This is a genomic window from Methylovirgula sp. (genome assembly GCF_037200945.1).
In the GTDB taxonomy this organism is placed as follows: domain Bacteria; phylum Pseudomonadota; class Alphaproteobacteria; order Rhizobiales; family Beijerinckiaceae; genus Methylovirgula.
This window is the reverse complement of sequence record NZ_JBBCGP010000001.1, coordinates 67548-89974: the sequence shown is the minus strand read 5'-3', so window position 1 is coordinate 89974 and position 22427 is coordinate 67548. Positions and strand designations below refer to the sequence as shown.

Sequence of the window (22427 nt, the reverse complement as noted above, 5' to 3'; positions counted from 1 at the left end):
CTGAATGACCAGCACGCCGATTTCTCCATCGCCAAAAGAGCGAGCTTCGCTCTCGACGTCCCGCATCGTTTTCCTCGTCATCGCGGCTGCGGCCCCGCTTGCATCGATGATCGGCAATCTTCCGATCGCGCTGGGTCTCGGCAATGGCGCCGGAACGCCGGGCGCGTTTGCGATCGCGGGCATCATTCTTCTCTGTTTCGCAGTCGGCTATGCAGCGATGAGCCGCCGGATTGTCGCCACGGGCGCCTTCTACACCTACATCACCGAAGGGCTCGGCACGACGCTGGGCGTAAGTTCCGCCTATATCGCGCTCGTTGCCTATCTAGCCTTCACCTTCGGTCTGGCAGCCTTTTTTGGATATTTCACCAGTCTGGTTCTCGGCCAGGCCGGGCTGCGTCTGCCGTGGCTGGTCTACGCAATTGTCGGCATCTTCATCGTCGGAGTCCTGGGCTACAGATCGATTGATTTGTCGTCCGCTATCCTCGGCGCGCTGATGATCGGCGAAGTGATCATTTTGGCGATCTTCGATATCGCGGTGATCCACGCCAAAGGTTTCTCTCTCGCGTTGCCGGCAAATGCCTGGAGTCCGCATGCCGTGTTCACACCGGGTCTGGGCGTTAGCCTGATGGTTGCGTTCACATGCTTTGTCGGCTTCGAATCCGCCGCGCTTTACGGCGAGGAAGCGCGCGATCCAAAACGCTCGATTCCAGTCGCGACCTATACCGCCGTCATATCCATCGCGATCTTTTATCTCTTTACCGCATGGGTCGCGGTCGGCGCCATCGAGCCCGACGCCATCGCCGTCCGTGCGAACAAAGAGACCGGCGAATTGATGTTCAACATCTTTACGCGTTATGGCGGTGAAGTCCTCACGGACATCATGGGCGTATTGGTCTGCTTTTCAATTCTCGCCTCTTATTTGGCGATCCATAACGCGGCGGCGCGTTATATCTTTGCGCTCGGCCGGGAATGGCTGCTGCTGCCCTGGTTTGGCGAAGCGCACCCCAAATCCGGCGCACCGCATCGCGCCAGCATGACCGTCAGCGTGATGACGTTGATCGCCGTCATACCATTCGCATTGACGGGGCTTGATCCGTTCAAGGCCGGCGTTCCGGTTCTGATCGGCATCGGCTCATTTGGCATCATCTTCCTGCAAGCCTTTGCGGCGATTGCCATCCTGGTTTATCTGCGCCGCCATGGGGGCGAGCCGTCATGGGTGATGCTTGCGACGTGGTTCGGAGCTATCGGTCTTATCTGCGCGACGATTTTTGTTGGGATCTATTTCAAGTTCCTGGCGACGAGCGATGCGACGCTGGTCGGCCTGCTGCCGCTCCTCTTTCCTCTCGTTGTCATCCCCTTCGCCATTTTCAGCGTGCTGCTCAAATTTGTACGTCCCAAAGCGCCATCTGCACAGGATGGCGCGCTGATAGACGAAGCCATGTCTTCGCCGAAAATTTTCACCGATGCCGGCCCGGAATTTTTAATTCGCGATAGTGCCGCCGGCGCGGCGGCGTGGGTCATCAAATACAAAAACGTGGCTGGTAGCGAGATCATGAGCGGCAGCAAGCCGAGCTTCGAGATTGCGCTGGCCGAAGCGCGCAATCTTCGCGACCAACGCGGCGCTAAAATATTGGAGCTTATCGGCCTGCCTGCGCATGAGGGGGATGGCGGCGGAAACGTTTAGGGCCGCTGAATATTGTACTTGCCTTGGGAGGGCATAATGGCCGTGCATCAACGTCTCGTCGTTCTCGTCGTTCTGCTTGGCTCGGCCATCATGCCCGCGTCCTGCCTCGGCCAGACAGCCTCTTATGCGCCACTCAATTGCAGCAAGGCTTCGATCCCGGCCGAAAAGGCAATCTGCGGAAACTATGACCTTGGGCAAGACGAGGCGCGCCTTGCGACACTCTATGGACTTCTGACGTCGCTCGTCGCGATGGGGCATCGCGGCGACATCATTGACGCACAACAGAAATGGATAGTTGTTCGCAATGCGTGCGGAAGTGACGTCAAATGTCTGACTGGAGCTTATCAAGCGCGGACAGCAAATCTTTCGCGGCAGTTCGATGCTTTGGCGAAACGAGGCCCGTTCTAGCCGGTTTCAGTAACGGCAATGCCGATAGCCGTGTCGCCAATAGCAGCGATGGTGATGATACCCGAGGCCCAGTGCACCGTTGACCGTCCCGACACCGGCGCCGACAGCGCCTCCAACGACGGCTCCGACGGGTCCCGCGGCTTGATTGCCCCTGTGTGCGCCTTCCTCAGCGCCTCCCACAAAGCCCTGAGCTTGCGCGGCAACAGGCAAAGACAGGAGACCGATCAATCCGACGAATGCGATAACGCGGGGTTTCATTTTTTTCTCCGGCAATGCGGGTGGTGACAAGCGGATGGACCGTCACTCAATAATAATGTGAGTGGTGGCCGAACAGTGCGAACACGATCAGCAGGATGATGATGATCCCGAAGCAGCCCAGGCCATTGTTGCCATAATAGCCGCGGTTATAGCCGTAGTAGCCGCCCCCTCCGCCGAACAGAAGGATGAGGACGATGATGAGAAGCAAGCTCATGGGCGGCCACCTGTGCGAGTGTGATCATCAACGCAATAGCAAGGGTTGAGTTCCGTTCACTGGCGGCCACCGAAATTGGCCTGGCGACATTGGCCATCAAGATTACGAAAATCATTGCTTCGGATGCCGGCCTCGATAAGCAAAATGCCGCCGGTGTCGAGCTTTAACCCGTAGAGCACGATGCGGGTTGCGCCATCCGGCGATGTGATTGTCGGCGTTCCGTCGTCGTCATGGGCATAAGGCCAGGTTGGGCTCTGATCGGCAGCGAACCTCTGCGTGCCGTCGCGCGTGCCTTCGTAGCGTTCATCGAAACGGGGCGGTGCGCCCTTTGGGAAAGCGTCGGCGAAATCGAAAGCTACGACGATGCTCTGGTGCGTAAAGTCGTTGAACGCACAATAGAGCGAGGGGAAGAAAAGCGACGGGGGCAGCTTTTTTGCTGGCACCTCTTGTAGCGCCGCGGCTGCCTCCGGCGCCGATGAGAAGAATTGCCGTACAGAATGCACCGCGAGGATTATGAGAACTGCCGCCGCGGCACCGACGAGCGGGACGATCAGGCGCTTGCTGTATGAGGGCGCTTCCATGGAGAGCCAACTCGATTTGTTATTTGCTTTCCTGTTTGCTCGAAACGATAGCACGCCCCCTCGGCATATTGCCGCGCCTTCCGCTGCGCATCGCGAAAGTGCAGGTCGGCCGCGCGTCCCGTTTCGAGACGTTTTTGCAGTGCCGCTAAGGCGGCGTTAACCATGTTCCCCTAACCATCGTTGGTCGCAGCCACCGGAGCGGATGCGGAAATTGTTCGCGGTTTTTCGCGCTGATCCCGCCCCAACCCGTCAAATTCCGGCTGCGACAGCGAGGGTGTGTGCCGGTTTCAGCCAGACTCTGCCTTAATGCAGCCGCGGCCGCGCTTTTTGTCGTCGCCACGCATGGCTGCGCTTGGGCGCAGAGGATGACGCCCGAGCCACCGGCGTCCTCCAGCGACGACGCGCAGGCACCCGTCATGCAAGCCGCACCGCTGCCGCAGCCGGAATTGCGCGGCTCGGAAGGGCCGGGCCTCAACGACATTTCGGGCGAGGGCGGGGCGGGGGACTCCGATGATCTCAATCCGATTGCCGCGCCTCCGGCGACTTATGGCTTGCCCGCACCGATCACGGCATCGGGCCGTGTCACCAACTACGGTCGCCCACGCCCGAAAAAATCGGTGCTCTATCAATTGCCTAGGATCAGGCGGGTCGGGCAGAGGCCGCTACCGCTGTTGAGAGCCTATGCGACGGCGCCAGCCCCTTCGCTGCGGCGGCTCAGCATCGCCGATCTCCCCACCGATCTGACCGACCCGGGACCGACGGTTGCCGTCATCCCCATTCTGCCGCAGCCGCTGCGGCCGAAGGCCGATCTCACGCCGTTCGACGCGGTTGGCGTCGGCGTCGGATCGCTACGTCTCTATCCCTATGTCGAAACCGCGACCGGATATGATTCCAATCCAAATCTTCTCAACACCGATGTCAAAGGCTCCCCCTATATTTACGGCGAAACGGGCCTCAAGGTGCAATCGGATTGGTCGCAAAGCAGCGTCGCGGCCGATTTGCACGGCGGCTATTACGATTACCTCACCGACCCTACCGCCAATCAACCCAATGCTTCGGGCACGATCACGGGCCGCATTGACGTCACGCGGCAATCGCAGATCAATCTTCAAACCACGTTCAGTCTGACGGAGGGGACGCCGGGATCACCGCTTCTCTCGGTGCCGAATGCTGTCTTCGTCACCAGCCGCCCGCTTTATGCGAGCATCGGGCAAACGCTCGGGTTTACGCAGCAATTCAATCGGCTTTCGGTCAGCATCAACAGCGCCTTTGCGCATTATTTCTTTGGCAACGCGACACAGTCCGACGGTACGGTTCTTCAACTCGCCCTGAATAATTACAACGCCTACAGTCTTGCCGGGCGTATCTCTTATGAATTGACGCCGGCGCTCATTCCTTACGTGCAAGTGACAGGCACGCGGAACCAATATGACTCGGCAGAGGATGTGGACGGCTTCGACCGAAGTTCAAATGGCGTTCTCGCCCAGGTCGGTACAACCTACGAAGTGACGCGGCTTCTCACTGGCGACATCTCGGTCGGTTACGACCAACGTTTCTATGCCGACCCGCGCTTGCCGGTGGCCCGTGCACCGACGGTCAATGCCAGTCTCATTTACGATGCGACGCCACTGACGACATTGACCTTCACGGCAGCGACAGACGTTGGCGAAACGACGCTTGCCAATTCATCTGCGGTCGTTGCGCATACATTGAGTCTGAAGATCTCACATGATCTTTTGCGTAATCTCACGCTGGCGGCGACTGGCACATATCAGATCAATAATTATATCGGCCAGCCGGAGATCGATCAGTTTTATTCCGGCCTGTTCGAGGCCGATTATCATATGACCCGGTCCATCATGATCACCGGGTCATATAAATATCAGCGCTATACCAGCACAGCCGGCTTCACCAATTACATCGACCACGTTTTTCTCGCCGGCCTGAAATTCCAGCTTTAATCCTGCGGCGCGTTCAACAGTGATTTGACCAGCGCGCGAAATTCCGGCGCGATATCGGGGCTGGCGAGCGCGAAGGCAACATTGGCGCCGAGGAATCCGAGGCTCGATCCGCAATCGTAGGTCTGGCCGTCGAAGTTGACGCCGCGAAATTTCTGATCGTGCGCGAGGGTCTTCATGCCGTCGGTCAGTTGGATTTCGCCGCCTGAACCTTTCTCGCCGCGCTCAAGGATCGAGAAGATTTCGGGCGAGAGAATATAACGCCCCGAAATGATGAAATTAGACTGCGCGGTGCCCTGCGGCGGCTTTTCCACCATGCCGGTGATCTCGAACGTGCTGTCGGATTTGTCGCCGACCGAGACGACGCCGTATTTATGGGTTTCCTCGGGTTTGACTTCTTCAACCGCGATGACATTGCCGCCGTGCGTCTCGAAGGCTTCGACGCATTGCGCCAGGCAGCGCTTGCCGCCGGTCTTTCTCGGCATGGTCAGCATGTCCGGCAAGACAACAGCAAAGGGTTCATCGCCGACAATGTCGCGCGCGCACCAGACCGCATGGCCAAGGCCCAGCGGCGCTTGCTGACGCGTGAAACTCATCGCGCCGGGCTTCGGTAAATCGGCTTTCAAAGCCTGCCATTCTTTGGTCTTGCCGCGCTTGAGCAAAATATCTTCAAGTTCGTAAGCCATATCGAAATAGTCTTCGATGACGGCCTTGTTCCGTCCCGTCACAAAAATGCAATGTTCGATACCGGCTTCATAGGCTTCTTCGACCACATGCTGCAAAATCGGCCGGTCGACGACGGTGAGCATTTCCTTGGGAACGGACTTCGTGGCCGGCAGAAATCTTGTGCCGAGGCCGGCGACCGGGAAGACAGCTTTGCGTACGCGTTTGCTCATTGGAAGTCCGTCTGTTGAAAGTCCGATTTGTTGGAAAGTCCGTTTAAAGGCAGGGACGCTAAGAAAAAATTCAATCTGAGGTTTTTACTTAGAATGCAGAACAACTGAGCGTCAACTTGCCTATAGTGCGAGCAACTATCTGGCAATTTTGGCGAATTGGCGAAAGCTTAACAGCGGGAGAAAACGCGGCATGGCGATCTTGGTCACCGGAGGGGCGGGGTATATTGGCGGCCACATGGTTTTGGCGCTGCTCGATGCCGGCGAGCAGGTTGTTGTTCTCGATGATCTTTCAACGGGATTTGCCTGGGCCGTGCCTTCGGCGGCGACACTCGTGGTCGGGGACATCAGCGACGAAGCAAAGCTTCGCGCCATTGCCGCCGCACATCATATCGATGCGATTGCGCATTTTGCGGCGAAAATCGTCGTGCCGGAATCAGTCTCCGACCCACTCGGCTATTATCTCAACAACACGGTCAAGGCCCGAGCTCTCCTGGAATTCGCTGTACGGAACGGCATCGGAAAATTTATTTTTTCCTCCACCGCTGCCGTTTACGGCGAGCCCGCCATTAATCCCATTTTCGAGGAGGCGTCGCCGGCGCCGATCAATCCGTATGGCCGATCTAAACTCATGGTCGAGTGGATTCTCGAAGATGCTGCTCGCGCGCATGGGCTTTCCTATGTGGCGCTGCGCTATTTCAACGTTGCGGGCGCCGATCCGAAAGGCCGTCTTGGCCAGTCCACCCCTAACGCGACACACCTGATAAAGGTTGCAGTGCAAGCTGCGCTTGGAATGCGTCCAGGCCTTGATATTTTCGGCACCGATTATGCGACCGCTGATGGCACCTGCGTGCGCGATTATATCCACGTCACCGATCTTATCGCGGCGCATCTGCTCGCACTTAAACATTTGCGCGCCAGCGGCGAGAGTCTCGTTCTCAATTGTGGCTACGGCCACGGTCATTCGGTGCGCGAAGTTGTTGATGTCGTAAAAAATGTTTCCGGCGTCGACTTTGAGACGCGGCTGTCGCCGCGCCGCCCTGGCGATCCGGCCGCGCTTGTCGCGGGCGCGGATCGCATTCGGGCGAAGCTTGGCTGGACACCGCAATATGACGATCTTCGCGAGATCGTGAACCAAGCTTATGCATGGGAGCGCAAACTGCGCGACGGGACGATCCCGAAAGCGCGATCGGCGTCGGCTTACTTCTGATCAGTCGCAGGCGTGGCCGTCGCAGGGGCCTCGCTCGTTGTTGGCGGAGGCGATTCGACGGGAGCTCCGGTGATCGCGGCGTTTTTCTTCGCCGCGTCTGCCTTTTGCCGCGCCAATTCGTCGTTATACGCTTTGCGGCGGGCTATGCCGGCGAGACAGCCGGCGATCGCGCCCTTCATGGCATGATGACCTGCATAATGACCGGCGACCGCGCCCGCCACGCCGTACTTCAGGCAACCGCCGGGCTTGGCTTCGACTTGCGGCGCGCCAATCAAAGTCGCGGCACACAAAAGGCCGAGGGCGAATTTTGCAGTCCTCATAAAAATCTCCTCCCAATCAAGAACCGCGGCCATGCGTGGCCGGGCAGGCGAAATATGGTGACGGCCAGGCTAAGCGCAAACGCGCTCGCGTGTGCCGGCGCACGCGGTCAAATCCAGCCTTTCAACTCGCGGGTAACAAGCTCATAAATCACCCGCATGCCTTCTTCGCTGTCGTTAAGACAAGGCACTGTAGCGTAATTCTCGCCGCCGGCTTTGAGGAAAAAATGCTGGTTTTCCATGTCGAGTTCTTCGAGCGTCTCGACGCAATCGGCGACAAACCCGGGTGCCATCACGACAAGATTCTTGCAGCCGTTGCGGGCAAGTTCGCGCACGCGATCAGACGTGTAGGGTTTTAGCCATTCGGCGCGGCCGAAGCGCGATTGAAAGCTCATATGCGTCGCTTTGACGTCGTTGGCGAGCGCGGCCGCCAAAGCCTGATACGTGGCGGCGCATTGCACCGGATAGGGATCGCCCTTGTCGGCATAGCTTTGCGGCAGACCGTGAAAGGACAAGAGCAACGCATCGGGCGTGAAATTCAGCGAAGCAGCAAAGTCGCGATAGGATTGCGCGAGCGCCGCAATGTAGACGCGGTCCGTCGGGTAGGCCGGGATTGTCCGCAAGGCGGGTTGCAGGCGCATCTTTTCGAGTTCGGAAAAAACCGCGTCGCAAACGGTCGCCGTCGTCGTCGCGGAATATTGCGGATAGAGCGGAAAGACGAGCACGCGATCGCAGCCGGCCGCGGTCAATTTCGCCAGTTTGTCCGGAATGCTTGGGGTGCCGTAGCGCATCGCCCATTCGACGATAGGTCGCGCGGCGCCAAGGCCACCGCCAGCCACCCAGGCCGTGAGTTTTTTCCCCTGACCTTCCGTCGCGGCCCGCAAAGGGCTGCCCGGGCCCAGCTTATCCCAAACGGCCGCATAGGCCTTGCCGCTGCGGCCCGGCCGTATCGTCAGCACGATGAGGTTGAGGATGGGCCACCATTGCCAGCGGGGCGCCTCGATGACGCGAGGATCTGAGAGGAATTCCTTCAGATAGCGCCGTACCGACCAGAAATCGGTGGCGTCCGGCGTGCCGAGATTGACCAGCAGAATACCGATTTTCGAGCCGGGCACGGAAGCGTCTGTCACGAACAGCCTATGCGGTGAATACAGGCCCCTTCCATAGGAGGATTTCCGCGCCGGCGCCAGAATGACATCTAGGAAGGAAAACTTTACAGTTAACCTTTGCAGATATCCTTCTCATATGTTAGATTTTCGGTATGAGCAAAAAGGCGCAAGAGGATCAAGGAGAGGACCAGCACGCCCGCGCCGCCATTTTGGCGCGCGAGCTGCGCATCGTGTTCAGCAATTTGAAACGGCGGCTGCGTGAGCAGGCGACGGCCGGCGATCTCACCTTGTCGCAACTTGCGGTGCTGAGCCGCCTCGACCGCGAAGGCCCGGCGACGGTCTCGAATCTCGCGCGCGAGCAAGGCGTGCGGCCGCAATCGATGGGGGCGACGGTGGCCGCTCTTGAAGCCGCCGGTCTGGTGCGCGGCACGCCCGATCCCGCCGATGGACGCCAGACTCTCCTGTCGCTGACCGAAGCCTGCCGCGAATTGATCGATGCAAGCCGGATCGCGCGCGAGGATCGGCTGCTCGCCGTTATCGAAGCGAAATTGACGCCCGCGGAACAGGACGAACTCGCGCGCGGACTGAAGCTGCTGCAACGCCTCGTCGATTAAAATCCCATCTCTGGAAGGAATGATATGCCGGTCACAACGCTGGATCCGAAAACCGCGCTCATCATCATCGATTTGCAAAAGGGCATTGTCGCGCTGCCGGCTGTCCATCCGATTGGCGAGGTCATTGCCAATGCGGCCACGCTTGCCGCAGCGTTCCGAAAGCTTGGCCTGCCGGTCGTGCTGGTCAATGTCGCCGGTGGCGCGCCAGGCCGCAATGAGCAGGCGCACAGCGCTCGCGAATTTCCGTCGGGGTGGACCGATCTCATTCCCGAGCTGAATGTTCAGCCGGCCGATCACAAAGTCACGAAGCACACCTGGGGCGCCTTCGCCCATACTGATCTCGACGCGCTTTTGAAGGAGGCCGGTGTGACGCAAGTCGTCCTTGCAGGCGTTGCAACAAGCATTGGCGTCGAGTCGACGGCGCGCGAAGCCTATGCACTCGGTTTCAATGTGACGATCGCAACCGACGCCGTGACCGATCTCAACCTCGCCGCCCACGAAAACAGCCTCACGCGCATCTTTCCGCGCCTTGGCGAGACGGGCACGACACGGGAGATCATCGGCCTCCTAGAAAAGGGCGCTTGAGCATGCAATGGCCTCACGAAATATCCTACTTTTTCGGCGGCGCTTTTCTCGCGAATGCTGTTCCGCATTTCGTCAGCGGCATAATGGGAAGGCCGTTCCAAAGTCCATTCGCCAAACCGCCGGGCGAAGGTCTTTCATCCTCGACCGTGAACGTGCTCTGGGGATTTGCCAACTTCGCCTTCGCCTACCTTCTCCTCGCCCGCGTGGGAAACTTCGATCTCTATTCCGCGGATCACGTCATCGCCCTTGGTGCGGGCGTCCTGTTTATCAGTGTGATGTGCGCGCGCCTGTTCGGGCGGTTCCACGGCGGCAATTCGCCCACGGGCGCCTGACGGCATGGCCGGGGGCACATTCCGTTCGCTGAAGGTTTTCAACTTTCGTGTCTGGGCCGCCGGCTCGCTTGTCTCGAATATCGGGTCGTGGATGCAGCGCACGGCCCAGGATTGGCTGGTGCTGACGGCACTGACGCATAACAATGCATCTGCCGTCGGCATCGTCGTGGCGCTCCAGTTCGCACCGCAGGTTTTGCTGCTGCCCGTGACCGGTTATGCGGCCGACCACTTTGACAAACGCAAGCTCATTTTCGCGACGCAGACGGCAATGGGACTTCTCGCGTTGGCGCTTGGCATTTTGGTTGTCACAGGTCTCGTCCGGTTGTGGCAGGTCGATATTTTTGCGTTTCTGCTTGGCTGCGCGGCCGCCTTCGATATGCCGGCACGCCAGGCCTTTGTTTCCGAACTTGTCGGGGAGGCCGACCTCGGCAACGCGCTTGCGTTGAATTCAACGTCGTTCAACGCCGCGCGGATGATCGGGCCGGCCGCCGCGGGTCTTCTTATCGCGGCCGTTGGCACCGGCGCGGTCTTCCTGATCAATGCTGCGTCGTTTCTTGCGGTGCTTGCTTCCCTCGTGTGCCTGCGCGGCGACGCACTCCATTCACGTGATCGAAGTGAGCGGCGACGCGGCGGTCTGATCGAAGGGTTTCGCTATGTCTGGCAACGAGGAGATCTCAAGACCATTCTGCTGATGCTCCTGGTGGTCGGCATGTTCGGGCTTAATTTTCCGATTTTTATCTCAACGATGGCGGTCTCGGTTTTTCATGCGGGCGCAGGCCGGTTCGGATTTCTGACCTCGATGATGGCGCTAGGCTCCATCGCTGGCGCGCTATTCACGGCGCGGCGCGGCAATCCGAATATGCAAATTCTGCTCGTCGGTGCGCTGCTTTTCGGTTTGGCTTGCGGGCTCGCCGCGCTGACGCCGACGTATATTTTCTTTGGCCTCGTGCTTGTCATTGTGGGCTTCGCCGTGCAGACCTTCACGACCTCGACCAATAGCCTCGTTCAGCTTTCGATCCCGCCGCAGATGCGCGGGCGTGTCCTGGCCATTCTGCTTGCCATTGCGTTGGGTGGAACGCCGTTAGGAGCGCCAATCATCGGGTGGGTCGCGGATCGTCTTGGTCCGCGCGTGGCGCTTGGCCTCGGTGCCGCTTCAGGTTTTGTCGCGGCGATGATCGCGTGCGCCTATCTCGTCAGATATTCTTCGCGTCCCGACATCCGGCCCGATAAGGCCAGAGAAGCCTGAAATCAGCTCGGCGTTTGGGTCAGCTGAATTTCGGCTAGACGCAACTCGGCAATTGCGGCATCGAGGGTCTCGCGCTGGCGCTCGAGATGGCGGATTTGCGCCCGGATCTGATCCGGCGCCAATTTAAGCCGGGCTCCCTCGCCGGAGAGGTCCTGATCGGAGAGCAGCGTGGCGATTTCGCTCAATGTGAAGCCGAGATGGCGGCCCCTTAGAATCAGCTGCAGATGCAGGCGGTCGCGGGTGGGATAGAGGCGTGTCACGCCATTGCGCAGCGGATGTAGAAGGCCGCGATCCTCATAAAAGCGCAGCGTCCGCAGGCTCACATTGAACTCACGCGCCATCTCGCCGATGGTCATATGGGGCTCGCCTTCGGTGTCCGATGGCGTAGCTCCATTGGCGGTTTGGCCTTGCTTCATTTCCATCGCTCACTCCCTTCCGTCGAGCGCAGGCTAAGGTGGACTGAATCATGGCGGCGCACAACTTCAAATTGCACTTGTTAATAAATACAATCTAAAAGCGCCGAACTGTCTCAAAATCTATCAACATTAACCCGTTGTTTACCGCAGTTACCGAAATTCGTGGAGAGAACGCGACGCAGCGAAAAGTTTGATTCGACGCCATTTGACTTGAAAAAGTTGGGGCAAAGGACAGGCTAAGCGGTCCCTCCGGAGCGAACATGATCAAAGCTTTTCCGTGGAAAAGCGGGGATTCTTCCAAGTCGGCGCAGGGACAGCATCCCGCGCCGGGCAGTCCGCCGGTTTTGCCGGATGAGACCGCAGGCCGCGTCTATGGCGCGGAGCTGAACCGCGTCGAAGCAAAGCTTAACAGCCTGCTCGCGGCTGTGACAGCCGCCGCTGAAGCCCAGCCTGTGAACTGGACCGTTCCGGCTCCGGCCCCCCGGCGACCTTCGCTGGGCACGACGATCTCCGAAATTTCGCGGCGCCAGCGAGAGTTGGATGCCCTGCGGGCTGCCCCGTCGCGCGACCCGGTTATGGGACAGCCGGATCCGCAACCCTACGAAGCGCGCGTGCGCGCAACGTCGCTGGTCACGCTTCAGAACGATATCGCCGGACTTTCGGCCAAACTTGACGCCATGCAGCGCGAGCAGACTGCGCGCTACGCCGCGCCGCCCGTCTGCAACCTCGACAAGTTGCGCAGTGAGATCGGCGCGATGTCGGAAGCTTTGCGCGATGTCGCGTCGCGCGGCTCAGTGGCGACCGTTGAAGCGGCCATACGCGGCCTGTCGCAAAAGATCGAAGAATCGCGCAATGGCGGAACTAGGGACGCGATCTTGCGGCCTATGGAAGAGCTCGTCGCCGAATTGCGCCAATCGCTCGCGGAGATTGATCCGCGGATGACGATCAAGGGCCTCGAAAGCGAGGTCAGCAAGCTCGGTTTAAAGATAGACGACCTTGGTCGCGCCGGCGTCGATCCCGCTGCGTTCGGTCATATTCAGGCACAGACGCGTGAAATTCGCGATCTTCTCTCTGCGGCCATCGCGCGGCCGCTGCCGGTCGAGCGAATCGAGCGTCAGGTTGCCGAACTCGCTCAAAGCCTCAGTGGGCAGCGAGCCACACCGCCGCGTGAAAATTTCGCCAGTGTGCGCGGCGCGGAGCCGGCGCAGTTTTCCGTTATTGAAGCGCGGCTCGAGCAGATCGCGGCGAAGGTCGAGGAATCGCTGAATGCAGCGCGCGATGAGAGCCGCTATCACGATCTTTCCAGTCGCATCGACACTGTTCATGAAGGCCTGTCCGCGCGCATTGCCGACGTGCAGCGCACGGCGCCCGATACGAGCGCACTCGAAGAGCTGGTGCGCTCGCTGTCCGACAAGATCGAGCGCGCCGTGGCGCCGCAGGCGGACCATCATGCGATCGAAGCGCTGGAAGAGCAGATCACTCAGCTCGCGCAGCGGATGGAAGCTTCAAATCCGGCGCTTTCGCTGAATGCGCTGGAGCGCACGATCGGCGCACTTTTCGGGGAATTTGAGCGCACGCGGACTGTCAGCCTCGAAGCAGCAGAACAGAGCGCGCGCAACGCCGTTCGCGAGGCGCTGACCGGTTCCGAGCATACCGCCGAACGGGAAAAGATCGCGGGCGAACTGGGCGAACTGCGCGACAGGCAGGAGCAGGCCGACAAGCGCACCTTATCGACCTTGAACGCCGTCCACGAAACGCTCGAGAAGGTCGTCGAACGTCTCTCGACATTCGAGACCGAATTGACCGAGCGCCGCGGTGGGCCCAACGATTTACCGCCGCCGCCATATAATCCGACGCCCGCTAGCCCAACGCCGCCTTTTGTCGAGCGCCGCGACGACATGCGGCCGCCGGAGCCACCGTTCGGCGCGACGGAAGATTTTTTGATTGAGCCGGGCAGTGGCTATCGCGGCCGCAACGTCAATTCCAACGGCCTGCCACCTGCGCTGCCGGACGCGCCCGATACATCCACATCGCGTTCGGATTTCATCGCCGCCGCACGCCGGGCGGCGCAAGCGGCTCAGCGCGAGACTGTGTCAGCTTCGATGCTGTCGCAAGTACGTCCGGGGGCGGTCCCCATCGGCGAAAGCAAAACGGGGCTTCTGCAAGGCACGCGAACGATTTTCGCCCAATATCGGCGCCCGGTCGTTCTCTCTCTCGCGGCAATCTTTGTCGCCATTGGCGCTTACGCGGTTTTGAAAAGCCTCGGCCATCCGCCAACGAAAATCTCGGACCTCGAGCCGCCGGCGGCGGTCGTCAGCGTCAACCCGCCGCCGCCATCGTCTAGCCCGTCGCAGACGCCGGCCATGACGATGGACGCGCCGGCCAAAGTCGATGACAGCGCCCTATCACCCAATTCCATGGTCACGCCGCCACCCTCGCCACCGTCCATGACCGGCGTCGATCCGATGGCGACCGGATCGATCGATCATTCGCGCGCATTTCAACCCTCAAGGCCGCGCGATATTTCTCTTGCGGACCTGCGTAGCGAAGCGCGCGACGGGAGCGCGCCGGCGCAATTTGCGCTTGCGGTGAGTTACACGGACGGCCGCGTGTTGCCGCGCGACCTGCAAACAGCGGCGCAATGGTATGACAAGGCCGCGTCGCAGGGCTTTGCCCCGGCGCAATACCGGCTCGCGTCGTTCTATGAAAAGGGCCTCGGCGTCGCGCGCGATACGAATAAGGCGCAGGCGCTTTATCAAAAGGCGGCCCTGCAAGGTAACATTCGCGCTATGCACAATCTCGCGGTGCTTGCCGCGGACGGCGGTGACAGCGGTCGTCCGGATTATGCGATGGCGGCGCATTGGTTCAAACAAGCTGCCGATTATGGCGTCCGCGACAGCCAATATAATTATGCCGTGCTGCTGGCGCGCGGCATGGGCGTATCGCAGGATTTCGTTGCCTCCTACGTCTGGTTCGACCTCGCGGCGAAACAGGGCGATACGGATTCGGCCAATAAGCGTGATGATGTCGGCGCGCGGCTCTCGGCGGCCCAACTCGCCAGCGCAAAGGCGATGGCCGACGCTTTCCATCCACGCAGGCCGTCAGCCTCAGCCAATGACGTGGCTCTGCCGGTGATCAACACAAGCCCGCGGCCGTCGTCTTCGGAAGCGCCGTTGAGCTTCGGCCAGCGGCCGAAAGTGTCGATGCTGTAATTAGCGGAACCGGCAGGTCGCGATCGGCGCCGTTTGATCGGGCAGAAAAACCCGCAGCGTCCATCCGGCGCCGCGCGGGTCGGCGCAAATATCGTGCGCGGTTTCGACGGTCACTTTGCGAATGACGTCGTCGCTAACGCCGCCATTTGGCACGGCGGCCACGGCGTCGATCGTGCGCCGGTCGCCGTCTAGCGTATAATGGCGAATAAGGCCAGAGGCTTTGTTGGCGTCACCGATGTTGCCCATCATTTGCGTACTGGCCGCCGCCTGCGCCTGCGAAACGGCGCAGAGCCCGAAAACGGCAACCGCAACCAATCTATCCGGTCTGAACACCGCGTGTTTCGCCATGATTCCCCTCTCGCGCCGAGCGAATCTCTCATAGCGAGGATCGCGAGAACAGGCAATTCAGACCGCGTCAGGGTTGCGAACTGGCGCGTTGGGCAAAACACGAGCGCACAATCGGCGCGCAGACGGCGTCCTGGCCACCGCCAAGCGGATCATCCGTATCGCCACTGTAATGGACGGCGATGACGCGATCTTTTTCGAAGCGGAAGGTCGCGTGGCAATAGCCGCTGAACGAGGCGCCGACGAAATCGATGATCGGGATCGTCAAGCTCAAGCTGTGGGAGGAATTGGCATTGTACATGAAGAGCGTCGTCTTGCCGTCCGTGACCTTCTGATCCGGCAGGCCGAGGCAGGACTCGAGGTCCACTTGGGACATTCCGAGCAGGCTGGTGCGCGCCTGCTTGGCTATTTCAACGTCACCGCGCGAGCAGCCCGCGACCGTCAATAGGCACAAAAATAGAATTCCGCATCGCCTCATGACGCCCCCGTCAAAAATCCGCTCTGGGCAACGTTGCAGCGCGGCAAAAGGTGCGGTCGCTCGCGCGAATTTTATCGAGCTAGTCGGGCAGGCAATTCCGGTGCGAGATTCTATAGACGCGCTCACGGCCCATCACATGGGCGAAACGCTCGCGGCCTGAGAAGAGCGGTGCGAAGGCTTGATCGTGCAGGTTGAGACCGCCTGCATAGGCGCCGAAAGCAGGCAGAATGCAGCGCCGCCCGTCACTCAAAAAGCAGCGCCGCCGCAGCGAGCCCGCGCGACCCGCGACCCGGGCGACTGGGTGCAGATGGCCGGCGATTTCGAACGCCTCTGCGTTGGGCGTCGGTTCATGGCGGAAGACGATGTTGGTGATCGCAAGTTCGTCATGGCGTGCGCCGCCGAGGTCTTCCGGTAGATACGGATCGTGATTGCCGGCGATCCAGACCCAATGCCGGCCGGTCTGCAATTGCCGCAAGGCCGCGCGGAATTGCGCCGGCAGACGCGCGCCGCCTTCGACATCATGGAAGGAATCACCCAGGGCGATGACCGCAAGCGGCATGTAGCGGGCGATGAGCGCAGAAAGCGCCGCCAGCGTCATGGCCGTATCGTAAGGCGGCAGAAAGACCCGCCGGCGGGCGTAGGCAGAGCCCTTTTCGAGGTGCAGGTCGGCCACCACGAGCAGCCGCTCCTCGGGCCAGTAAAGCGCGCCCATCGTATCAGCGACGAAGCTTGCAGCGCCGAGGTCGAGGGCAGGGGGTGAGCCAGCGTGGCTCGCCTGTGGAATTGCAATATTCATTTGCCGTTCGTCTTAGCCTTCCGCCGCCTCTTTGGTCAGCGCTGCCGACGCTTCCGCAAGGATCGCCTCGCGCGCCTCGCCATAAACCGGCACGCGGCCGATTTCGAGAAGAATCGGCACCGCCAGCGGCGACACGCGCTTCAGCTCTTTATGCATGATTCGGCCCCGGACACGCGCCAACATTTTGGCGAGGCGCGGCAGGTCGAGCAGACCCAGCGCGGCATCCTGCCGTGTCGCGCGCAGCAGGATATGGTCTGGTTCGTGGCGGCGCAAAACGTCGTAGATCAGATCGGTCGAGATCGTCACCTGTCGGCCGGTCTTTTCCTTGCCGGGGAGATTGCGTTCGATCATACCGGAGATGATCGCACAATTGCGGAAGCTGCGTTTCATCAATGAGGATTCCAGCAGCCACGCTTCAAGGTCGTCGCCGAGCATGTCCTCGGAAAAGAGCGCCGCGAGGCTGGCGCGCTTTGTCTTGATCGCCGCGGCAACATCGGCAGCGCCCCAGACGCCGATGGCGTAATCGTTGGCGACGAAGCCGAGCGGCTTCAGGCCCATGCGTTCCATTCGCCGCGTCAGCAACATGCCGAGCGTCTGGTGTGCGAGGCGCCCTTCGAACGGGTAAGCGACGAGATGGAAGTGACTGCCGCGCGGAAAGGTTTCGACGAGCAGACGATCCGCCGGCGGCAGCGCCGAGCGTTGCGCCTGCAAACCGAGCCATTCGGCAACGGGCTCCGGCAATTCGTGCCATTGTTTCGGATCGCCGGCCATCTCGCGCACGCGCTTGGCGAGATGCGTGGAGAGTGGAAATTTGCCCCCATCGTAGGACGGGATTTTCGGCGCTTCGGCGTGGGCGCGTGAGACCAGCGCTTCGTTCTCGACAATGCCCTGCAGCGCTAGGATTTCGCCGCCGAAGAGAAACGTGTCCTGCGGCGCCAGCGTCTCGAGAAAATATTCCTCGATCTGGCCGAGGATACGTCCGCCGCGCCGCAGCGGGCCGGTATAGGCATCACCCTTGTCCGGCTTGCCGCGCACGAGCCGGACTTTGAGCATATCGGCCTCGACGATCGTGCCGACATTCATCCGATAAGTCTGCGCGACGCGGCCATTGGCGATGCGCCACATGCCATCCTTTTGCTGCTTGATTTTGGCGAAGCGGTCGTAGGAAGCGAGCGCATAGCCGCCGTGCGCGACGAAGGCGAGCGCGGCGTCGAATTCCTCGCGCGTCAGCGCGCGATAGGGCTCGGCCGAAACGACTTCTTTGAAAAGATCGCCCGCGAGAAACGGCTCAGCGCAAGCCATGCCGAGAATGTGCTGACAGAGGACATCGAGCGCACCGCTGCGCGCGAGCGCCGTATCCTGCTCGCCGGCATAGGCCGCATCGACCGCGGCGCGGCATTCGAGCACTTCAAAACGGTTCGAGGGTACAAGGATCGCGCGCGAGGGCTCATCAAGCCGGTGATTGGCGCGGCCGATCCGCTGCATCAGCCGGCTCGCGCCTTTCGGCGCGCCGAGATTGATGACAAGATCGACGTCGCCCCAATCGATGCCGAGGTCCAGCGTCGAGGTGCAGACGACGGCTTTCAGGCGGCCTTCGGACATCGCAGCCTCGACGCGACGGCGCTGCCCGACATCGAGCGAGCCGTGATGCAGGGCGATCGGTAGTTTGTCTTCGTTGATCCGCCAGAGCTCGGCGAAAGCGAATTCGGCAAGCGCACGTGTGTTGACGAAGACGAGGCTCATATGCGCGGTTTTAATGAGGCGATAAACCTCGGCGATCGCGTGGCGTGTCGTATGGCCGGACCAGGGCAGGTGTTCGGTCGTATCGAGGATCGAAATATCCGGTCTGGCGCCGGGCGGCGTTGTGACGAGGTGGGCTAGAGCCGGATGCGAAAAAGTGGGTACCGGTTTTTCGCGTGAATCCGGCTCTAAATTTTTAGAATCGATCACGTTCATGGTTTTAGATCGATCCGATCCAAAACCATCGTGATCTAATGCATCGTGCGATTGCGACACCAGCCAGCGGCGCAATTCGTCGGGATCGCGCACGGTCGCGGACAATCCGGTGGCGCGCATTTGCGGCGCGATGTCGCGCAGGCGGGCGAGATCAAGGCTCAGAAGATCGCCGCGTTTCGACGCTGTCAGCGAATGCAATTCATCAATGATGACGCGCTTAAGGTCAGCGAAAAGAAAGCGTGCGTCGGCGCTGGCCAGCAGAAGTGCGAGTTGCTCCGGCGTCGTCAGGAGGATGTCGGGCGGATCGCGGCGTTGACGCTGGCGCCTCGACATCGATGTATCGCCGGTACGCGTCTCCGCCCGGATGTTGAGGCCCATCTCGGCGATGGGAATTTCGAGATTGCGCGCAACGTCAGTCGCGAGAGCTTTCAGCGGCGACAGGTAGAGCGTGTGCAGGCCCCGGCGGTTTCGCGGCCTATCGAGATCGATGAGCGTCGGCAGAAAACCCGCGAGCGTTTTGCCGGCGCCAGTCGGCGCGATCAACAGCACGTCCTCGCCGGCTTCGGCATGTTTCAAAAGCGCGAGCTGATGTTGGCGCGGCGTCCAGCCGCGGCGCGTGAAAAATTCCGCGAAGCGCGGTGGCAACAAGCTTTCTTCTGAGGAGGTCTTGGTCTGCGATTTGAGGCGCCGAGTCGCCATTACTCCGAAACCGCGTGCAAACGTTCTTCCTCCAAAACCAGATCCTTGCGGCTGATCTTGCCGATATTGGTTTTGGGGAGTGCCGCGCGAATTTCAATCACGCGCGGCATTTCGAGCCGGGATAAATGGGTTTTGAGAAATTCCAGAAGCATATCTGGCGTTGTGGCAGCGCCAGGCAGGAGCGTGACGAAAGCTTTTGGCACGTGTCCACGCACCGCGTCGGCAATTCCTATCGCCACCGCCTCATCGACCGCGGGATGTTGCACAAGCGCTTCCTCGATCGCGCGTGGGTAAATTTTGAATCCGTTGCAAATGATGATGTCCTTGATCCGGTCGACGAGGAAAAGGTCGCCGTCTTGATCGAGATAGCCGACATCGCCGGTTCGCAAGGCGCCTTCGACAAAGGCGGCCTTCGTCTCTTGGAGGTTGCGCCAATAGCCGGCCATGATCTGCGGCCCGCGCAGGCAGATTTCGCCACGTTCGCCGGCGCGGAGGATTTTCATAGGATCGTCGAGTGAGCGAATTTCGACGATCGTTTCTTTCAGCGGTGGTCCGACCGATTCATTCTTATACGGTGCATCGAGCGGATTGGCGGCGACGACAGGCGAAGCTTCCGTCAAGCCATAGCCCTCGATGAGTTTGCAGCCGGTCAGGGTCTCGAAACGCTGCCGCGTTTCAAGCGGCAATGGCGCGCCGCCGGATATGCAAAAGCGGATCGACGATAGATCGAACGTGCCATGCTCCGCCATGTTGCTCAATGTCGCGAAAAGACTGGGCACGCCGGGGAAGAGCGTCGGCTTCTTGCTGACGATCAGTTTCAACAATTGCGGCAGATCCAGACTGGGTAGCAATATCATCTCGAAACCGAGCGCGACGCAGAGGTTCATGCTCGTCGTCATCCCGAAGACGTGGAAGAGCGGCAGCAAGACGATCGCGCTCTCCTGACCCGGCCGGAGGACCGGCACGCGATCGATAATCTGCGCGACATTCGCGGTGAGGTTCGCATGGCTGAGCATCGCGCCCTTCGGGACGCCGGTGGTGCCGCCGGTGTATTGCAGAACTGCGAGATCAATCACCGGATTGATGGTCACTGGCGTCATCGGCGTGCGGTCAGCGAACAATTTCTCGAAACGAACGTGTTTCGCGTTGCGCGGAATCCTGGCGAGCTCCCGGGCCTTGAAGAGACGAAAGAGCAGTCCCTTGCCTGTGGGCAGCGCCGCGCACAGCGAGCAGATGACGACTTTTTCCAGCGAGGTCGTCTCCAAAGCCTCAGCGATCTTGGGATAGATTTTCGCCACGTCGAGCGTGACCATGATGGTCGTGCCGGAGTCCTCGATCTGGCGCGCAATCTCGCGCGCGACCTGGAGCGGATTGAAATTGACGACGATTCCGCCAGCTTTCAGCACCGCGAAATACGCGATGACGAAATAGGGCGTATTGGGCAGACAGAGGCCGACTCGCGTGCCGTGCACGACGCCGAGACGCTGGAAACCGCGCGCGGCGCGGTCGACTTGATGCGCCAGGTCGGTGTAGGTCAGCTTACGACCGAAAAAATCCAACGCATTATGATCTGGAAACGCGCTAGCGGCCTGCTCCAGCAGGGCCGGGACCGATGAAACAGCAATGGGCTTTCCGGCATCGCTCAACATGGCGGCAATCTAGCGCATGTTGAGGTCGCGTCCATCCGGCTGTGATGCCAGTCCCGGAAAATCCGGATTCAGGCGGCGTTGGACGTGGGTTCCTGAGTCAGCACGGCATAGAGCGCAGCGGGATCGCGCGCGGCGCGCAGCTTCGCTGCGATCCTGACGTCGCGCAGGACGCGGGCGACGCGCGCGAGCGCCTTCAGATGATCTGCGCCGGCAAATTCCGGCGCCACAAGCATCAACACGAGATCGACAGGTTCGCCATCAATCGCCTCAAAGTCGATCGGCTTTTCGAGCCGCGCGAAAATCCCGAAGATGCGCTGGCATTTCTTGAGTTTCGCATGGGGCAGGGCGACGCCGTTGCCGGTGCCAGTCGAGCCGAGGCGTTCACGTTGCAGGAGCGCATTGAAGATTTCGCGCGGTGGCAGACCAGAGATGCGGGCCGCCTTTTCGCTTAACTCCTGCAGAACGAGTTTTTTGGTCCCAGCGCGTAACGAAGGAATGATGGCGTCGTGCGCAATCAGATCAGTAAGCCGCATGGGAATATTGACTTCCAACTTTCGGACAATCGAAGAGAGAGCCATATTTGCACCGCTAGAATATCGGTCCGAAAGCGCCCATCGGCTGCATTGGCTCGATATTCGAAGGTTAGAGTTAGCTGTCTTTTGCAGACTTGCTGAGATCAGATTTGCCGAGACTAGACTTGCCGAGATCGATCCAGCCGATGTTGCCGTCGGCGCGGCGATAAACGAGGTTAGCGTGGCGGTCGGTTGCATGGCGAAAGAAGACGACCGGCGAATCGCTGGCATCAAGCTTTTCCACGGCGGCCGACACGGACATGTCTGCGATGTCGGTGAAGGATTCAGCAATGACGGCCGGGTTGGCGCCGTCCAGATCATCTGCTTCGGCCGTTGCACCAACCGGCTCCGATTGTGGCGCCGTGAAAGCCGACTCGCCTGCACCGTTCGCGACGCGAACCTTGCTGCGATCCTTTTGCCGGCGCAGACGGTTCTCGATGCGATCTGCAGCCTTGTTGAAACTCGTATAGGCGTCCGACGCTTCGCCTTCGGCCTGTAACGTGATCCCGGTGTCGAGATGTAAAGTACAATCGGTGCGAAAGCCCGAGCCTTCACGTTCGATTGTCACATGACCGCCCGTCGGTTCCGCCGCATATTTCACGACGACAAGGTCGAGTCGCGCATCGACATAAGTGCGAAGTGAAGCCCCGATATCGATATTTTTTCCAGAGACGCGCAATGTCATTGGTTTACCTCCAATCCACTGTCGCCCCAACACAATCCGCCGTTTACGGCAGTTGCTTCAGGGTTAGGAGCCTCGCGCGGTGAAGTCAATGGGCGCCGCCGGCGCATGGCGCAAAGGGGGAAAACTCCGCCTGAACGCAACGGCAACGCTTTACGCCAAGTGCGCTATTTGCGAAGCGTTTCAAGCTTTTGTGGAAATGTTCAAAGTTCA

At 60.2% G+C, this 22427-nt stretch carries 23 protein-coding genes; 9 read left to right on the top strand and 14 right to left on the bottom strand.

Going from position 1 to position 22427, the window contains the following annotated elements:
* Nucleotides 1-4 precede the first annotated feature (4 nt).
* Both WDN02_RS00460 and WDN02_RS00455 read left to right on the top strand, forming a co-directional pair.
* Complete coding sequence (locus WDN02_RS00460) at nucleotides 5-1684, top strand: APC family permease (protein ID WP_337291630.1); 1680 nt, start codon at nucleotides 5-7, stop codon at nucleotides 1682-1684.
* 36 nt (nucleotides 1685-1720) lie between these two features.
* Entirely contained in the window at nucleotides 1721-2092 is a 372-nt protein-coding gene (locus tag WDN02_RS00455) for a hypothetical protein (RefSeq protein ID WP_337291629.1), read from the top strand.
* A 6-nt stretch (nucleotides 2093-2098) separates the two neighbouring features.
* Here WDN02_RS00455 and WDN02_RS00450 read toward each other — a convergent pair whose 3' ends face one another.
* From WDN02_RS00450 to WDN02_RS00440, 3 genes are read right to left on the bottom strand one after another with little or no spacing between them, the layout of a single operon-like run.
* Nucleotides 2099-2350 carry a hypothetical protein gene (locus WDN02_RS00450; protein ID WP_337291628.1) on the bottom strand — a complete coding sequence of 84 codons (252 nt, stop codon included), beginning with the start codon at nucleotides 2348-2350 and terminating at the stop codon, nucleotides 2099-2101.
* Between the two features lie 46 nt (nucleotides 2351-2396).
* Nucleotides 2397-2564, bottom strand: coding sequence for a DUF3309 family protein (locus WDN02_RS00445; RefSeq protein ID WP_337291627.1), 168 nt, complete (start codon nucleotides 2562-2564; stop codon nucleotides 2397-2399).
* Between the two features lie 56 nt (nucleotides 2565-2620).
* Nucleotides 2621-3145 (bottom strand): hypothetical protein, encoded by a 525-nt coding sequence (locus WDN02_RS00440; protein ID WP_337291626.1) that lies wholly within the window; start codon nucleotides 3143-3145, stop codon nucleotides 2621-2623.
* Nucleotides 3146-3510: 365 nt separating this feature from the next.
* Here WDN02_RS00440 and WDN02_RS00435 point away from each other — a divergent pair, with 365 nt between their 5' ends.
* Entirely contained in the window at nucleotides 3511-5106 is a 1596-nt protein-coding gene (locus WDN02_RS00435) for an outer membrane beta-barrel protein (protein ID WP_337291625.1), read from the top strand.
* Here WDN02_RS00435 and WDN02_RS00430 read toward each other — a convergent pair.
* A complete protein-coding gene (locus WDN02_RS00430) occupies nucleotides 5103-5999 on the bottom strand; it encodes a UTP--glucose-1-phosphate uridylyltransferase (protein WP_337291624.1) in 897 nt (298 codons plus the stop codon). The two genes, WDN02_RS00435 and WDN02_RS00430, sit on opposite strands and share 4 nt — an antisense overlap.
* 190 nt (nucleotides 6000-6189) lie before the next feature.
* Here WDN02_RS00430 and galE point away from each other — a divergent pair, with 190 nt between their 5' ends.
* Nucleotides 6190-7206, top strand: coding sequence for a UDP-glucose 4-epimerase GalE (gene galE / locus WDN02_RS00425; RefSeq protein ID WP_337291623.1), 1017 nt, complete (start codon nucleotides 6190-6192; stop codon nucleotides 7204-7206).
* On the opposite strand, the gene WDN02_RS00420 is transcribed toward galE, so the two are convergent.
* Complete coding sequence (locus WDN02_RS00420) at nucleotides 7197-7526, bottom strand: hypothetical protein (protein ID WP_337291622.1); 330 nt, start codon at nucleotides 7524-7526, stop codon at nucleotides 7197-7199. The two genes, galE and WDN02_RS00420, sit on opposite strands and share 10 nt — an antisense overlap.
* Before the next feature lie 107 nt (nucleotides 7527-7633).
* A complete protein-coding gene (hemH, locus tag WDN02_RS00415; protein WP_337291621.1) occupies nucleotides 7634-8653 on the bottom strand; it encodes a ferrochelatase in 1020 nt (339 codons plus the stop codon).
* A gap of 131 nt (nucleotides 8654-8784) precedes the next feature.
* Here hemH and WDN02_RS00410 point away from each other — a divergent pair, with 131 nt between their 5' ends.
* Genes WDN02_RS00410 through WDN02_RS00395 form a run of 4 tightly spaced genes read left to right on the top strand, consistent with a single transcriptional unit; the run spans nucleotide 8785 to nucleotide 11409 of the window.
* The gene (locus tag WDN02_RS00410) at nucleotides 8785-9246 is read left to right on the top strand and encodes a MarR family transcriptional regulator (protein ID WP_337291620.1); all 462 of its coding nucleotides are present in this window, start codon (nucleotides 8785-8787) and stop codon (nucleotides 9244-9246) included.
* 24 nt (nucleotides 9247-9270) lie between these two features.
* Nucleotides 9271-9831, top strand: a complete 561-nt coding sequence (locus tag WDN02_RS00405) for an isochorismatase family protein (RefSeq protein ID WP_337291619.1) — start codon at nucleotides 9271-9273, stop codon at nucleotides 9829-9831.
* A gap of 2 nt (nucleotides 9832-9833) precedes the next feature.
* Nucleotides 9834-10163 carry a hypothetical protein gene (locus WDN02_RS00400; protein ID WP_337291618.1) on the top strand — a complete coding sequence of 110 codons (330 nt, stop codon included), beginning with the start codon at nucleotides 9834-9836 and terminating at the stop codon, nucleotides 10161-10163.
* Nucleotides 10164-10167: 4 nt separating this feature from the next.
* Nucleotides 10168-11409, top strand: a complete 1242-nt coding sequence (locus WDN02_RS00395) for an MFS transporter (protein ID WP_337291617.1) — start codon at nucleotides 10168-10170, stop codon at nucleotides 11407-11409.
* A 2-nt stretch (nucleotides 11410-11411) separates the two neighbouring features.
* Here the strand turns inward: WDN02_RS00395 and WDN02_RS00390 are convergent, their stop codons facing one another.
* Nucleotides 11412-11831: a MerR family DNA-binding transcriptional regulator gene (locus tag WDN02_RS00390; protein WP_337291616.1), complete on the bottom strand. Its 420-nt coding sequence runs from the start codon at nucleotides 11829-11831 to the stop codon at nucleotides 11412-11414.
* Nucleotides 11832-12085: 254 nt separating this feature from the next.
* Here WDN02_RS00390 and WDN02_RS00385 point away from each other — a divergent pair, with 254 nt between their 5' ends.
* On the top strand, nucleotides 12086-15037 hold the full coding sequence (locus WDN02_RS00385; RefSeq protein WP_337291615.1) for a hypothetical protein: 2952 nt from the start codon (nucleotides 12086-12088) through the stop codon (nucleotides 15035-15037).
* Here WDN02_RS00385 and WDN02_RS00380 read toward each other — a convergent pair whose 3' ends face one another.
* The 7 genes from WDN02_RS00380 to raiA all read right to left on the bottom strand — a co-directional run bounded on the left by WDN02_RS00380 (nucleotide 15038) and on the right by raiA (nucleotide 22217).
* Nucleotides 15038-15385: a hypothetical protein gene (locus WDN02_RS00380; protein ID WP_337291614.1), complete on the bottom strand. Its 348-nt coding sequence runs from the start codon at nucleotides 15383-15385 to the stop codon at nucleotides 15038-15040.
* A 67-nt stretch (nucleotides 15386-15452) separates the two neighbouring features.
* Nucleotides 15453-15749: a hypothetical protein gene (locus tag WDN02_RS00375; protein WP_337291613.1), complete on the bottom strand. Its 297-nt coding sequence runs from the start codon at nucleotides 15747-15749 to the stop codon at nucleotides 15453-15455.
* A gap of 190 nt (nucleotides 15750-15939) precedes the next feature.
* Nucleotides 15940-16656 (bottom strand): ligase-associated DNA damage response endonuclease PdeM, encoded by a 717-nt coding sequence (gene pdeM, locus WDN02_RS00370; protein ID WP_337291612.1) that lies wholly within the window; start codon nucleotides 16654-16656, stop codon nucleotides 15940-15942.
* A gap of 12 nt (nucleotides 16657-16668) precedes the next feature.
* On the bottom strand, nucleotides 16669-19311 hold the full coding sequence (locus WDN02_RS00365; protein WP_337291611.1) for a ligase-associated DNA damage response DEXH box helicase: 2643 nt from the start codon (nucleotides 19309-19311) through the stop codon (nucleotides 16669-16671).
* Nucleotides 19311-20960 carry a long-chain fatty acid--CoA ligase gene (locus WDN02_RS00360; protein ID WP_337291610.1) on the bottom strand — a complete coding sequence of 550 codons (1650 nt, stop codon included), beginning with the start codon at nucleotides 20958-20960 and terminating at the stop codon, nucleotides 19311-19313. The genes WDN02_RS00365 and WDN02_RS00360 overlap by 1 nt, the downstream gene beginning before the upstream one ends.
* 68 nt (nucleotides 20961-21028) lie before the next feature.
* Nucleotides 21029-21493, bottom strand: coding sequence for a PTS IIA-like nitrogen regulatory protein PtsN (ptsN, locus tag WDN02_RS00355; RefSeq protein ID WP_337291609.1), 465 nt, complete (start codon nucleotides 21491-21493; stop codon nucleotides 21029-21031).
* A gap of 115 nt (nucleotides 21494-21608) precedes the next feature.
* Nucleotides 21609-22217 (bottom strand): ribosome-associated translation inhibitor RaiA, encoded by a 609-nt coding sequence (gene raiA / locus WDN02_RS00350; protein WP_337291608.1) that lies wholly within the window; start codon nucleotides 22215-22217, stop codon nucleotides 21609-21611.
* Nucleotides 22218-22427: the final 210 nt, after the last annotated feature.